Raw genomic sequence first — 14,614 nt, forward strand, 5'->3', positions numbered from 1 at the left:
CGGCCGGCCCGGAGGTCGCTGTGGCGCCGTCGACCAACGCGACGGCACCTGCCGACGCCACGGTCGACGGCCCCGCGCCCGCCGCCGGCGCGGCACCGAACGAGGCGACAGCGCCTGCGCCTGCCGGCGCCATGGCCACCGGACCGGCCGCTTCCGGTGCGCAGGCCACTGCCGCCCCGCTGCCTCCCACCCAGGCCGAACTCGACCACGCGGCGATCTACGGCGAGCAGGTCTACGACCCGATCGCCGATCCGACCCTGCCCGATCCTGCGCAGATGCCGACCAGCTACGACCCGTGGGAACCGTTCAACCGTCGCATGCATGGCTTCAACAACGCGATCGACCGCACCGTCGCCAAGCCGCTGGCGACCGCCTACGTGAAAGTGGTGCCGCGCCCGGTACGCCTGGGGGTGAGCAACTTCTTCAGCAACCTCGGCCAGCCGGTCAGCGCACTCAACGCATTGCTGCAGGGCAAGCCGAAGCAGGCCGGGCAATCGCTGGGCCGCTTCGTGGTCAACAGCACCCTGGGCATCGGCGGCATCTTCGACCCGGCCAGCGATGCCGACATCCCCAACCGCAGCGAGGATCTCGGCCAGACCCTCGGGGTCTGGGGCTGGGAGCGCTCGCGCTACCTGGAGCTGCCGCTGTTCGGCCCCCGCACGGTGCGCGACGTGTTCGGCCTCGCGGGCGATGCGCCGCTGTCGCCGACTCGCCAGCTCAACGACAACCAGGTCCGGTTCTTCCTGCAGGGCTTGCAGCTGGTCGACGTGCGCACCCAGCTGATGGCGGTCGACCGCATGCGCGAGGGCGCGACCGACGAGTACGCACTGGTGCGCGACGCGTGGATGCAGCGGCGCCAGTACCAGATCTTCGGCGACCGCGAAGGCGACGACGACGAGCTGCTGCCGGACTACCTGCTCGACGACGAGGCCAACCCCACCGTGCCGGTCGATGCGATGCCGGTGATCCCCGGCACGCCGTAGGCGCGACCCGCGGCCGCGAAGGCCGCGGGTGGCTCCGGCCGGGTCGGCGGAGATTCCCGGCGGGTCCAACCGCTCCGGCTTTCGCGTGCATGGCACGCTCCTACAGACACACCCGGAAGGGCGTCCGCCTTTCGCAGGAGCGGCCCAAGGCCGCGAAAGCCGCGGGTGGCTCGGGCGGGGTCGGCGGCGATTCCCGGCGGGTCCAACCGCGCCGGCTTTCGCGTGCATGGCACGCTCCTACAGGCACGGCCGTCGCCCCCACGAAGGCGGCTCCGGCATGTTCACTCCTCGCTGTCGGCGCCGTCCTGTTCCGTGGCGGCGTCCTCGCCGGTGCCGAGCAGGACTTGCGCCTCGCCGCCGGGCAGCGATTCGACGGTCTTGAGCTTGCGCTCGATCTGGCGCGTGCGTACCCCGGCGTTCTTCAGGCTTCGCTGCACGGTGTCGAGTTGGCCGTGCGCCTTCTCCAGCACCGTGGCGAACTTGCCGAACTCGGTCTTCACAGCGCCCAGCACCTGCCAGACTTCGCTCGAGCGCTTTTCGATCGCCAGGGTGCGGAAGCCCATCTGCAGGCTGTTGAGCAGCGCGGTGAAGGTGGTCGGGCCGGCCAGCACCACGCGGTGCTCGCGCTGCAGCAGGTCGACCAGGCCCGGACGGCGGATGGTTTCCGCGTACAGTCCCTCTGTGGGCAGGAACATCACCGCGAAATCGGTGGTGTGCGGCGGCACCACGTACTTCTCGCAGATCGACTTGGCCTGCACCCGGATCGCGCGTTCCAGCTGCACCGCGTTGACCCGCACCGCCTCGGCATCGCCCTTCTCCTGGGCGTCGAGCAGGCGCTCGTAGTCCTCGCGCGGGAACTTGGAATCGATCGGCAGCCACACCGGCTGGTCGTCGTCGCCGCGTCCCGGCAGGCGGATCGCGAAGTCCACTGTCTCGGCGCCGCCCGGCCGCACCCGCACGCCGCGGGCGTACTGCTCCTGGGTCAGGGTCTGCTCGAGAATGTTGTCCAGCTGCACTTCGCCCCAGCCGCCGCGGTCCTTGACGCTGCTGAGTACGCGTTTGAGATCGCCGACGCCGGTGGCCAGCTGCTGCATCTCGCCCAGTCCGCGCTGCACCTGCTCCAGGCGCTCGGAGACCAGCTTGAAAGACGCGCCCAGGCGCGTTTCCAGGGTGGTCTGCAGCTTCTCGTCGACGGTGGCGCGCATCTGTTCCAGCTTGGCGGCGTTGTCGGCCTGCAGCGCCTTGAGCTGCTGTTCGAGCGTTGTGCGCATCTCGCCGATGCGCTGCTCGTTGCGCTGGGTGAGCTCGGTCAGGCGCTGGCCGAGGCCGTCGCCGAAGCGCTGCTGCAGGTCGGCGGCCTCCTGTCGCGCCTTGCGCGCGTCCTCGATCAGCGCCTCGCGCAGCAGGTCGAGGCGCTGGTCGGTGCGGTTGCTGAGTTCGTCCAGGCGTTGGTCGGTGCGGGTGGCCACGCCCTGCAACTGCGCACCGAAGGCGTCGATGCGCTGGGCCTGCGTGGCCGACAGGCTGTCGAGCTGCTGGCGCAGCTCGGCACGGCCGTCGCGCTGCTCCTCGCGCAGCGCGCGCTCGAGCGGGCCGTGGTCGGCGCGGCGGAAGAACAGCGCGAGCTGCAGGGCGAGCGTCGCCAGCAGCAGGCCGATGAGGATGTAGCTGGTTTCGGGCATGCCGCCAGTGTAGCGGCGCGGATCGCGGCAGGTGAGACCGGCGGGGACGCCCCGGTCGGGCGTGCAGCGAATGCCGGCGCATCAACCGGCCCCGGCACAGCGCGCATGGCACGCGCCGACGGGGCACTCGGCGACCGGGTGCAGGCGGCCAATGGCCGCGAAGGCCGCGGGTGGCTCGGGCGGATCGGCGGCGATTCCGGGTGTGGCCGACCTCGCGGGCTTTCGCGTGCATGGCTCGCTCCTACGGGGCGCTCGGCGATCGGGTGTAGGAGCGGCCCATGGCCGCGATGGCCGCGGGAGCGCCGGCCGAGGCGCTGGCGGCCGCATCGGGTACGCGTCGCGCAGGCGACCTGCGGCTAGAACCGGTAGCTCAGGCCGAGGGTGACCGAGCGGCCGTACCGGTAATAGCCCTGCGACAGCAGCGGATTGCCGTTGATGCTGTAGGTCTGCTCGTCGTCGAGCAGGTTGCGCCCTTCCAGCGAGGCGCTGAAGCGGTCGTTGAACGCGTAGGAGACGTGCGCGGTCAGCCAGGTCAGGGGATCGGCCTGTTCGTTGTAGCCGATGCCCAGCACGTTGATCGCGGTGACGAAACCGTCGGTGCGGTCGGCAGTCGCGCCGAGCGACCAGGGTCCCTTTTCGTACATCACCCCCAGCGAGTACACCGATGGCGCGATGCCTTCGAGCGGCCGCTCCTCGTCGTCGACCCAGCTCTTCGACCAGTTGCGGGTGTACTGGGCGCGCACGCCGAAACCGTTGTCCCAGAAGTGCTGCAGGCCCGCCTCGATGCCGCGCACCTTGGCGTAATCCCCGTTGATCGGGCGCATGACGTTGAACAGGGTCGGACCGTTGGTGACCGGATTGCCGTCGGTATCGACGATCGGGCCGATGCCGATGTCCTGGCCCGGCTCCCAGCTGGTGGTGATCTGGTTCTCGATGCGCTTGTAGAACACGGCGAGGTTGGCGATCGAGTTCTCGGCGAAGTACCACTCCAGGGACGCGTCGGCCTGCCTGGCGGAGTAGGGCTTGAGATCGACGTTGCCGCCGTAGATCTGGGTGAACTCGCCCCAGGAGACGCTGGCGGTGGTATTGGTCGGCGCGAGCATGTTCACCGGCGGGCGTGCCATCGTCTTGGCGGCGCCGAGGCGCAGCTGCAGGTCGTCGGTGAAGCGCCAGGTGAAATTGCCCGACGGCAGGTAGTAGGTGTAGTCGCCGTCCTGGCGGATCTCGCTCGGCTCGTCATAGGCCGCGGTGTAGTTGAAGGCGCCGTTCTCGACGATCCGGAGGATCTGCGCGTCCCACGCCTGCGCTGTGGTGTCGGTCTTGACCATGCGCACGCCGGCGTCGGCGGTCCAGCGCTCGCCGGACATCTCCGCCTGCAGCCACAGACTGTCGCTCTTCTCGGTGACGCGGTAGCTCTCCAGCGGGTTCCACGCCGGCGCGGCATTGGAGAAGTCGTAGGGCGTTCCGTCTGCGCGCGGGTTGCCGTCGTAGGCGGCGAGCTGCTGGAGGTAGTTGGGAACGTCGAAGCCGAGGAACGAGCGCGGGAACACCGCGTTCACCCTGGTCATGAAGTTCGGCGGCGCGATCGACTCGCTGATGACGTTTCCGCCGAGATCGCCGATGTTGATCGCGTTGGCGCCGGAATAGTAGTCGGCACCGGCGTTCAGGGTGTTGTTGACCAGCTCGCGCGACTTCTCGCGTTCGGTCCTGCCGACGCCGAAGCGCAGCCGGTCCAGGAAGGAGCGGCCGACGAACAGGTCGCCGTCGAAGGTGGCGCCGGTGATTTCGTCGACCACGTTGTCGCCCAGCAGTTCCATGTAGTGGGTATTGAAGTCCGAGGCGCCGAACTGCGAGGGATCGAAGCCGTTCTCCAGCGAGCGCCCGTCGTCGAAGTCGACCCACACGTTCGGCACCGCGGCCCCGCTCAGCGCGATGCGCGCGCTGTTGGGCTGGTTCATCCGCAGTACGACGTAGGTGTCCTGTCCGCCCGAGTAGCGCTTGGAGGTCGAGCGGTAGACGTCGCCGGTCAGGGTCAGGTTGTCGGTAGCGCGCCACTGGCCGTTGACGCCGTACAGGTCGGTGTCCACGACACGGTGCTCGGTGACGTTGAGCAACTCGGGGTTGAGACGCTGTTCCGGGTCCGGGTTGTTCATCGTGAAGCCGGTGACGATGCCGTCCCGGATGACGAAATCCGACCAGCGGCCGGGTGCGAACAGGGTGTAGTACGACTGCTGGTAACCGACCTTGGGCGCGTCCAGTCGGGTGCTGAGTCCGTCGAATACGATCCGGACGTCGTCGTTGGGCCGCCACTCGAGCTTGCCGGACAGCGCGTGGCGCTTCTTCTCCTCGACGATCGAGCCGACGCGGAACTGGCCCGGTGCGATCAGGCCGTACTCGTCCTCGTCCAGCTCGCCGTTGCCGTTCGGGTCGATGTTGCCGCCCCAGGCGTTGCCCCACAGCCAGCTCTCGTCGGTGGGATCGGGATTGCGGGTCCAGCCGCCGTCGTTGCCGGCGATGTCGGTGCGGTCCTTGCGCCTGCTGTATACCGCGCCCAGCAGCACGCCCACGGTGTTGTTGGCGAAGGTGTTGCTGTAGGCGGCGGAAAACTTGCCGCCGTCGAGTTCGGACATCAGGTTGCGGTCGCCTTCGAGGCGGACGATGCCGTGTTGCCCGGTGCGGTCGAAGGGGCTCGCCGAGCGCAGGTTGACGAGGCCGCCCACCGCCCCTTCCGTGTTCATGGCCTGCGCGCCCTTGATCACGTCGGCGCCGCTGATCACGTCCGCCGGCAGCACGTCGAAGGCGAAGTCCCGGCCCGCGCCGTCGGTGGCGAGGATGCGGCCGTTGAAGGTGGTCAGGGTGTATTCCGGGCCCAGCCCGCGCACGCTGACCGTCTGCCCCTCGCCGCCGGCGGTGCGGGTGATCGCCACGCCGGTGATGTGGCTCAGCGAATCGGCGACGTTGTCGTCCGGGAACTTGCCCAGCTCCAGCGCGCTGATCGAGTCCTGCACGGTGCCGGCGTCGCGCTTGAGTTCGATCGCCCGGGCCTGGCTGGCGCGCACGCCGGTCACCACCACCGCGTCCAGCGTCTCGGTCACCTCGCGCGTCTCCGCCGCATCCTCGGCCGTGGGGTCCTGGGGCGGGGTGCCGGCGGGTTGCTGCGCGAACGCAGTTCCGCTGACCAGCAGGGCGAGCGCGATTCCACGGTACAGCGGATGGGGTGCGGCGTTCACTGGGTTCTCCTGGGTGGCGCGACGGGCAACCTGCGACAAGCAACGAAATCGAGCGTATTACAGGTTTCGTTTTGCATCAATAGCGAAACACAACGAAATTTGGCATACTTCCGGCGGTCCCGAGGACATCCCATGGCAGCGACCCGCGACACCAGCCAACGCCGTCTCCAGATCAGCGAACTCGTGCGCCAGCAGGGCAGCGTCCAGGTCGACGCCCTGGCCCGGCGCTTCGGCGTCAGCATGCAGACCGTGCGCAAGGATCTGCGCTATCTGGCCGAACGCGGGGTAATGACCCGGGCGTACGGCGGCGCGATCGACAGCGGCGTGGTCAGCGGGGCGGCGGTCGAGCCGCCCTACGAGGCCAAGCGCACCGTCAACCTCGAGCAGAAGCGTCGTATCGGCCGTCGCGCGGCCACCCTGGTCAGGCCCGGCGACACCATCGCCATCGATTCGGGCACCACCTCGATCCAGCTGGCCGAGGCGCTGCCGGACATCGACGTCACCGTGGTGACCAACGACTTCGGCGTGCTCGGCGCGCTCACCGCCAAGTCCAACGTCAACATCGTCATGCTCGGCGGCGAGCTGCGCCGCAAGAACATGGCCTTCTACGGCGGCCTGACCGTCGAAGCGCTGGGCGCGCTGCACGTGGACCGCCTGTTTCTGGGCGTGGACGGCTTCGATCTGGAGCGCGGCATCACCACCCACTACGAGCCCGAAGCGCTGCTCAACCGGAAGATGGTCGAGGCCGCACGCGTCGTCGTCGCGATCACCGACAGCTCCAAGTTCGGCAGGGTCTGCCTGCATCGGATCATCCCCGTAAGCGCGATGGACACGCTGATCACCGACACCGGCGCGCCGGAGGAGATCGTCGAAGCCAGCCGGGAACTCGGCTTCGAACTGTTGCTCACCTGACACCGCTCAGTTTCCCGCCCCGCTCGCGGGCGGGATCGGCGCCGGTGCGAACATCCTGGCGGCGTTGGCGTAATAGAGCTTGTCCACCACGGCGCGCGGCAGCGCCAGGCCGGGCACGTCGGCGTCGATCGTCTCCACCCGCTGGCTTTCCGCGGTGGCCAGGTAGCGCCAGTCGGCGCGCCAGACTGCGTGCGCCTGGCGCCTGAACTCGTCCGGGTCCGCATCGGGCCCGAGTGTGAGGTCGGTGCCGTAGAGCACCCGATCCTGGTAGCGGATGAAGAAGTCCCGCACCTTGTCGCGGTCGCGCACGGACTGGTACTGCACCTGGCTCATGCGCGCCGCCAGGTCGACGGTGGCGTGGGGAAACCGGTCGAGGAACGCCCCCAGACGATCGACGTCGTACTCGAGGCTGCCCACGTGCGCGCCGACGAAGCGCAGCCGCGGGTGTGCGGCCAGGAACTGGTCGCGGGCGGCGATCTGGTCCTCGTAGCCCGGCTCCTCCGGGTGCAGGTACATGTGGTACTCGGGATGGTTGCGGAAGTACTCGCGATCGTTGTCGGTGGTCATCTCCTCCAGGGGCAGCCAGCAATTGTGCGGCTCGCCCTGGTGCCCGATCAGCGCCACGCCCAGCGCACGGATCCGCTCGGCCACCGGAGACAGGCCGGGATGGTCGAGCATGATCAGGCGGCCGTCGGCGTCCCTCTCGACCATGCCGACGTTCTTCCAGATCTTCACCGCCCGCGCGCCCTGCGCGACATCTCGGGCCAGCGCGGCCGCGACGGTGTCGGCCCAGTCCGGTGCGCCGAACCCGTCCATCGGGAAGGTGGTCGCCCAGTGGAAGCGCGCCGGCTCCGCTGCCGCCAGCGCCAGGGCGGCCGCATGCTGCGTCTCGAGGGCGGGGAAGTCCGGGTAGTCGACGTTGATCGACATCAGCTCGAAGCCATCGGCGCGCGCCTGCTCGAGGAACGCGGTGTCCATGGTGTTGGCGTGGACGTGGGCGTCGTACTTCCGCACCCGGGAGAAATCGGACATCGCATAGATGTCGGCAGTGGCGGCCAGGTCGCCCGTCCGTCCAACACCGGGCGACGCCGTCGTCGCACACGCGGCGCAACCCAGCGCCAGCCATCCGGCGAGCGCCATCCACTGCAAACCCTTGTGCATCGCACCGCTCCGGATTGATAACGAAACTAACTGAAACCATATCGCAACAAAACGCTTGCATCAATAGGCGCGTCTCGCGCAGAATCGGACGACCTCGACCGGATCGCGACCATGCCGCCGATTGAACGCCGCACGCTCCTGAAACTGATGGCCGGCAGCCTGGTCGGCGGCGCTTCCTGGGCCGCATTGCCGCCGGCGCTGGCAGCCACCGGTCGAGGCGGCACGCTCGCCGACGCGCGACTGGAGGACGGCGTTCTCTCGATCGCCTTCGACCGGCACCTGCACACCCGCATCGCCTCGGGCGGCAAGCGGCTGACCCCCTACCAGGACAGCGAGCGCCTGCTGCTGGCGGACGGCGGCGCCGAAGCGTTCGCGTTCACCGCGACGCAGCAGCTCCCGCTCGACGACCTCCGCCACGGGCCGGGCCGGCAGCTGCTGGTGAGCGGCCGCTCGGCGCGCGGGATCGAGAAGCAGGTCGCGGTGTCGCTGTTCGACCGCCACCCGGGGATGGCGATCCTGCAGGTGCGTTACCGCAACCAGGGCGCGACCGCGGTGGAGGTGGCCGGCTGGCGCAGCGCCGCCCATGAACTGGCCGACACCCCCGGCGGCTTCTGGAGCTACTCCGGCGCGACCCACACCGATCGCCGCGACTGGGTACAGCCGCTCGACGGCGGGTTCGCGCAGCGCAACAGCCTGGGCATGGATTCCTCCGATTACGGCGGCGGCACGCCCGTGGCCAACATCTGGCGACGGGACGCGGGACTGGCCGTCGGCCACGTCGAACCGGTGGTCCGGCTGCTGGACATGCCGGTGCGCAGGACCGACGGTGGCGCCAGCATCGCGATCGAGTCGCGGGTGCCCGTCGTGCTGTCGCCGGGCCAGACCCTGGTGACCGACCGCGTGCTGCTGAGCGTCCACGACGGCGACTACTTCGCGCCGCTGACCCTGTACCGGGAGTTCATGCGGGCCGAGGGCATCGTCGCGCCGCTGGCGCCGGAGTCGGCCTTCGCGCCGATCTGGTGCGCCTGGGGCTACGAGCGCGACTTCAACGTCGAGCAGATCCTGGCCACCCTGCCGAAGGCCCGCGAACTGGGCTTCGAATGGGCCGTGCTCGACGACGGCTGGCAGACCAACGAGGGCGACTGGCACATCGACCGGCACAAGTTCCCGCGCGGCGACGAGGACATGCGCGCCTTCACCCGCGCGGTGCGCGCGCAGGGCATGCGCCCCCGGCTGTGGCTGGCGCCGCTGGCGGCCGACCCCGGCAGCGATGTGCTGCACGAACACGTGGACATGCTGCTGCTGGACGAGTACGGCGCGTTCCAGACCGTGACCTGGTGGAACGCGCTGACCCAGTGCCCGGCCTACCAGCCGACGATCGATTTCTACGTCGCGCTGGTGAAGAAGGCCATCGGCGACTGGGGCTTCGAGGGCCTCAAGCTCGACGGCCAGCACCTCAACGCCGTCGCGCCGTGCCACAACCCGGCGCACGATCACGCCCATCCCAACGAATCGTTCGAAAAGCTCGCCGACTTCTGGAGCGCGATCCACAAGGCCGCGCGCGAGGCCAATCCCGAGGCGGTGGTGGAACTGTGCCCGTGCGGCACCGCGTTCGCCTTCCACAACCTGCCGGCCACCGACCAGTTCCCGTCGTCGGACCCGCTGTCGTCCTGGCAGGTGCGTAGCAAGGGCAAGAGCATGAAGGCGCTGATCGGCGAGCGCAGCAGCTACGCCGGCGACCACGTCGAGCTGTCCGATGGCGGCGCCGATTTCGCATCCAGCGTCGGCATCGGCGCGGTGATCTCGTCGAAATTCACATGGCCCAGGGATACCCAGACGCCCACCGCGCCCCTGCCGCCCGGCGGCTACGTGCTGACGCCGGAGAAGGAAGCGCTGTGGCGCAAGTGGGTCGGCCTGTACAGGCAGCACATGCTGCCGAAGGGCGACTACCTGGGATCGCTGTACGACATCGGCTTCGACACGCCCGAAGCGCATGCGATCGCCCGCGACGGGAGCATGTACTACGCGTTCTATGCCAACACGTGGAAGGGCCGGGTGGAACTGCGCGGGCTGGGCCGCGGCCGGCATCGCGTGCGCGACCTGTTCAACGACACCGAGCTGGGCACCGTGGACGCGGACGACAGCACCCTCGACGTCGCGTTCTCGGACTTCCTGCTGCTGCAGGCGACGCCCGTGGACGCCGCCGCATGACGGCGATCGCCGCATCGAACCGGCGCCCGTGGCTGGTCTACGCCCTGACCACGGTGCTGCTGTGGGGGGTCTGGGGCGCGCTGTCGGGCCTGTCCGCCGAGCGCGGCTTCCCCGAGACGCTGGTCTACTGCGTCTGGGCACTGACGATGATCCCGCCGGCGCTGTACATCCTCTGGCGCGGCGGCTGGGCGCTGGACCGCTCGCCGCGGGCGCTCGCCTTCGGCATGACCATCGGCCTGCTCGGCGCCGGCGGGCAGATGCTGCTGTTCCACACCCTGACGATCGGTCCGGCCTACTTCGTCTTCCCGATCATCTCGCTGTCGCCGGTGGTCACCATCGCGCTGGCCTTCCTGCTGCTGCGCGAGCGCACCGGCCCGCGCGGGGCGCTGGGCATCGCGCTGGCGCTGGTGGCGCTGCCGCTGCTGGACCTGTCGTTCGGCCGCGGCACCAGCGGGGGGCTGGGCTGGTTCCTGCAGTCGCTGCTGATCATGGCGGCCTGGGGCGTGCAGGCGTACTTCATACGCCTGGCCAACCACACCGTGCGCGCCGAGAGCATCTTCTTCTACATGATGCTGGGCGCGGTGCTGCTGGCACCGGTGGCGCTGGCGATGACCGACTGGACACAGCCGATCAACCTGGGCCTGGACGGCCCGTGGATGACCGCGGCGATCCAGATCCTCAACGCCGTCGGCGCCCTGACCCTGGTGTACGCGTTCCGCCATGGCAAGGCGATCGTCGTGGCGCCGCTGACCAACGCCGGCGCGCCGCTGGTCACCGCCGTACTGGCGCTGCTCTTCGCCAGCATGGTGCCCGGCCCGCTGAAGATGGTCGGCCTGGTGCTGGCCCTGATCGCCTCGCTGCTGCTGGTGAGCGAACCCGAGCGCGACAGCGCGACCGTCCCCTCCTGACCGGACCCGCCTCCCGATGCACCTCCTGCTCGACCTCGTCGCGCGCCATACCCAGGGCCACGCCACCGGCGTGACCTCGATCTGCTCGGCGCACCCCATCGTCATCGAAGCCGCCCTGCGCCATGCGCTGCGGACGGGCCTGCCGTTCCTGCTGTTCGAGGCGACCTGCAACCAGGTCAACCAGGACGGCGGCTACACCGGCATGACCCCGGCCAGCTTCGTCGAGTTCGTGCACGCCATCGCCGACCGGGTCGGCTTCGACCGCGCGCGCCTGGTGCTGGGCGGCGACCATCTCGGCCCCAATCCGTGGACCGCGATGCCGGCCGATGCAGCGATGGACAAGGCCGAGACGATGGTCGCGGCCTATGTCGCGGCGGGATTCCGCAAGCTCCACCTGGACTGTTCGATGGCCTGCAGCGGCGATCCCGTGCCCCTGCCCGAGGCCGAGATCGTGCGTCGCGCCGTGCGCCTGTGCCGGGCGGCGGAAACCGCCCATGCGCGGGCCGGCGGCGAGGCGCCGGTCTACGTCATCGGCACCGAGGTGCCGGTGCCGGGCGGCGCCACCGAGGCGATCGAAGGCCTGGCGCCGACGACGCCTGAAGCGGCGCTGGCGACGATCCAGGCGCATCGCGACGCATTCAGTGCCGCCGGGCTCGAGGGTGCGTGGCCGAGGGTGATCGCGTCGGTGGTGCAGCCTGGCGTCGAGTTCGACCACCACGACGTGATCGACTACCGGCCCGAGGCGGCGGGTCGGCTCAGCCGCGCCATCGAGCAGGTGCCGGGCATGGTGTTCGAGGCGCATTCGACCGACTACCAGACCCGGCAGGCGCTCGCCGCGCTGGTGCGCGACCACTTCGCCATCCTCAAGGTCGGTCCGGGCCTGACGTACGCGCTGCGCGAGGCGCTATGGGCACTGGACGCGATCGAGCGCGAATGGATCGACCCGCCCCGGCAGGCGCGGCTGCGCGAGGTGGTACGCGAACGGATGCGCGCCGAGCCCGGGCACTGGCAGCGCTACTACCACGGCCAGGACCGCGCGCTGGCGGTCGACCTGGACTACAGCCTCAGCGACCGCATGCGCTACTACTGGCCGGACCCCGCGATCGAACAGGCGCGACAGCGACTGTTCGACAACCTGCGCACCGACCCGCCGCCGATGTCGCTGATCGGCCAATACCTGCCCCACGCCCTGCGTGCGCTGCGCCACGAAACCGCGACCCACGAGCCGCTTTCGCTGGCGATGGCGCATATCGACGTGGTCCTGGACGACTACAACGATGCCTGTGACCCCCATGCCACCCACTGAATCGCTCGGTATTTCCGAAACGGACCTCATCGCGACCGGCGCCGTCTGCACCGCGCGCGAGATCGCACAACAGCCGCGCATGCTGGAGCGCACGCACGCCCTGGTATCGGCGATCCATGCGCGGCTGCAGGCGTTCGTCGCGCCGGTCACCGGCAATCCGCGTGCGCGCGTGATCCTCACCGGCGCGGGGACCTCGGCCTACATCGGCCAGTGCCTGGCGCCCCTCCTGGACCGTAGCCTCGCCGCGCGCGTGGACGCGGTGCCGACGACCGACATCGTCAGCGCACCGCGGCTGTACCTGGATGCCGACCAGCCGCTGCTGCTGGTGTCCTTCGGCCGCTCCGGCAACAGCCCGGAAAGCATCGCGGCGATGGAACTGGCCGAGTCGCTGGTCGCCGACGTGCGGCACCTGGTGGTGACCTGCAACCCGGCTGGCGCGCTGTGCAGCGCCCCCGTCGCCACGGCGATCACGCTGCAGCTGCCCGAGGAAACCCACGATGCCAGCTTCGCCATGACGTCCAGCTTCAGCTGCATGATGTACGCCACGCTGGCGGCGCTGGGCGAAGCGGGGACGATGGACGGCAGGATCGGGGCGATCGCCGAGGCGACACGACGCGCGATATCCGACGCCCACGCCCCGCTCGGGGAACTGGCCGCGTGCGGCTACGACCGCGTGGCCTATCTGGGCAGCGGCGTGCTGCAGGGACTCGCCCGCGAGGCGGCGTTGAAGCTCGGCGAGCTCACCAACGGCACCGTGGCCACCTGCTTCGACTCCCCGCTCGGGTTCCGCCACGGCCCCAAGACCTTCATCACCGCGCGGACCCTGGTGATGGTGTTCGTGTCCAACGATCCGCTCACCCGACGCTACGACCACGACCTCATCGACGAGCTGCGGCGCGACGGCCGCGCGGCCCGGGTCATCGAAGTCACCGCGCAGCCCCGGCAGGCCGTCGATCCGGACACCATCGCCGTGCCCGGCATGGCCGGCGCGGCCGACGTCGACCTGCTGTGGCCGTTCGTGGTGGTCGCGCAACTCTACGCCTTCGAGGCCTCGCGCGCGCTCGGCCTGTCGCCCGACAACCCGAACACCCAGGGCCTGGTCAACCGGGTGGTACAGGGCGTCCGGCTGTACGCGCCGACCGCATGACCGGCGCGTGCTTCCTCGGCGTCGACGGCGGCGGAACCAAGACCCGGTTCGCCCTGATCGACGAGGAGGCAGGGCTGCTGGCCGAAGCGCGGCTGGGCACCACCTACCACCCGCATGCCGGCCTCGATGGCGTGCGCGACGTCCTGGCCCTCGGCGTGGAGCGGGTGCTCGCGCTGGCAGGCGCGCAGCGCAGCGACATCGCGCATGCCTTCTTCGGCCTCCCCGCCCACGGCGAGGACAGCCGCATCACCCCGCTGCTGGACGCGATTCCAGCCGCGATCCTCGGCCACGACCGCTATGCCTGCGATAACGACATGGTCTGCGGGTGGGCCGGCTCGCTCGGCTGTACGGACGGCATCAACATCGTCGCCGGCACCGGGTCGATCGGTTACGGGCAGCGCCGCGGACGCTCGGCCCGCGCGGGCGGCTGGGGCGAGGCGTTCTCCGACGAAGGATCCGCCTACTGGATCGCCATGCAGGGCTTGAACGCATTCTCGCGCATGAGCGACGGGCGGCTGGCGAAGGGGCCGCTGCACGTGATTCTCAAGGATGCGCTGCGGCTCGGGCACGACCTGGATATCTGCGCGCACGTGTATGGCACGCAGAGCTACGCCCGCGGCGAGCTCGCCCAGCTGTCGCCGCTGGTGGCGCGGGCGGCGCAGGCCGGCGACCCGGCCGCGCTCGGCATCTACCGGCAGGCAGCGCACGAGCTGGCGCTGATCGCGAGCTCGCTCCGTGCGGCGCTGGCGTTCGAGCCGCACGAGACCGTTCCGCTGTCGTATTCGGGCGGCGCCTTCAGCGCCGGCGACCTGCTGCTGCAGCCGTTCGCCGCTGCCCTGGGCGCGGCCAGTCCGGCATTCGAACTGCGCCAGCCGCTGCACCCGCCGCACTACGGTGCGGCGCTCTATGCGCGGAAGCGCGCGCGCGATCGGCAGCGCGGGTCTGCGACCGGGATCGCCGGCTAGCGCCTCGTCTTCGGAAGCCGATGCGACGTGCGCGCGGGCGATTGCAATCGGTCCGGTGCATCGGGCAGGCTTTCGAAGCGCGCGGGCTGGTTGTCATCGGCGGCCCCGC

General features: G+C 69.9%; 10 protein-coding genes. 7 read left to right on the forward strand and 3 right to left on the reverse strand.

From position 1 onward, the window contains the following. Positions 1-20 precede the first annotated feature (20 nt). Positions 21-983, forward strand: coding sequence for an MlaA family lipoprotein (locus H0E84_RS00385; protein WP_345776238.1), 963 nt, complete (start codon positions 21-23; stop codon positions 981-983). A gap of 281 nt (positions 984-1,264) precedes the next feature. On the opposite strand, the gene H0E84_RS00390 is transcribed toward H0E84_RS00385, so the two are convergent. Beyond that, positions 1,265-2,665, reverse strand: a complete 1,401-nt coding sequence (locus tag H0E84_RS00390; protein ID WP_180676643.1) for a DNA recombination protein RmuC — start codon at positions 2,663-2,665, stop codon at positions 1,265-1,267. A gap of 356 nt (positions 2,666-3,021) precedes the next feature. Beyond that, positions 3,022-5,895, reverse strand: a complete 2,874-nt coding sequence (locus H0E84_RS00395) for a TonB-dependent receptor (RefSeq protein WP_180676644.1) — start codon at positions 5,893-5,895, stop codon at positions 3,022-3,024. A gap of 132 nt (positions 5,896-6,027) precedes the next feature. Here H0E84_RS00395 and agaR point away from each other — a divergent pair, with 132 nt between their 5' ends. Continuing rightward, entirely contained in the window at positions 6,028-6,807 is a 780-nt protein-coding gene (agaR, locus tag H0E84_RS00400) for a transcriptional repressor AgaR (RefSeq protein WP_180676645.1), read from the forward strand. Positions 6,808-6,813: 6 nt separating this feature from the next. On the opposite strand, the gene H0E84_RS00405 is transcribed toward agaR, so the two are convergent. Further along, positions 6,814-7,968: an amidohydrolase family protein gene (locus H0E84_RS00405; RefSeq protein ID WP_180676646.1), complete on the reverse strand. Its 1,155-nt coding sequence runs from the start codon at positions 7,966-7,968 to the stop codon at positions 6,814-6,816. A 111-nt stretch (positions 7,969-8,079) separates the two neighbouring features. Between H0E84_RS00405 and H0E84_RS00410 the strand changes: the two genes are divergently transcribed. The 5 genes from H0E84_RS00410 to H0E84_RS00430 are packed head-to-tail and all read left to right on the forward strand — an operon-like array spanning position 8,080 to position 14,505. Further along, the gene (locus tag H0E84_RS00410) at positions 8,080-10,179 is read left to right on the forward strand and encodes a glycoside hydrolase family 36 protein (RefSeq protein WP_180676647.1); all 2,100 of its coding nucleotides are present in this window, start codon (positions 8,080-8,082) and stop codon (positions 10,177-10,179) included. Continuing rightward, positions 10,176-11,087: a DMT family transporter gene (locus tag H0E84_RS00415; RefSeq protein WP_180676648.1), complete on the forward strand. Its 912-nt coding sequence runs from the start codon at positions 10,176-10,178 to the stop codon at positions 11,085-11,087. The genes H0E84_RS00410 and H0E84_RS00415 overlap by 4 nt, the downstream gene beginning before the upstream one ends. Before the next feature lie 16 nt (positions 11,088-11,103). Continuing rightward, positions 11,104-12,393 (forward strand): D-tagatose-bisphosphate aldolase, class II, non-catalytic subunit, encoded by a 1,290-nt coding sequence (locus H0E84_RS00420; protein ID WP_180676649.1) that lies wholly within the window; start codon positions 11,104-11,106, stop codon positions 12,391-12,393. Further along, complete coding sequence (locus tag H0E84_RS00425) at positions 12,380-13,540, forward strand: SIS domain-containing protein (RefSeq protein ID WP_180676650.1); 1,161 nt, start codon at positions 12,380-12,382, stop codon at positions 13,538-13,540. Before H0E84_RS00420 ends, H0E84_RS00425 begins: the two co-directional genes overlap by 14 nt. Continuing rightward, entirely contained in the window at positions 13,537-14,505 is a 969-nt protein-coding gene (locus H0E84_RS00430) for an N-acetylglucosamine kinase (RefSeq protein WP_180676651.1), read from the forward strand. The genes H0E84_RS00425 and H0E84_RS00430 overlap by 4 nt, the downstream gene beginning before the upstream one ends. Positions 14,506-14,614 lie beyond the last annotated feature (109 nt).

The organism is Luteimonas salinisoli (assembly GCF_013425525.1).
Classification (GTDB): domain Bacteria; phylum Pseudomonadota; class Gammaproteobacteria; order Xanthomonadales; family Xanthomonadaceae; genus Luteimonas; species Luteimonas salinisoli.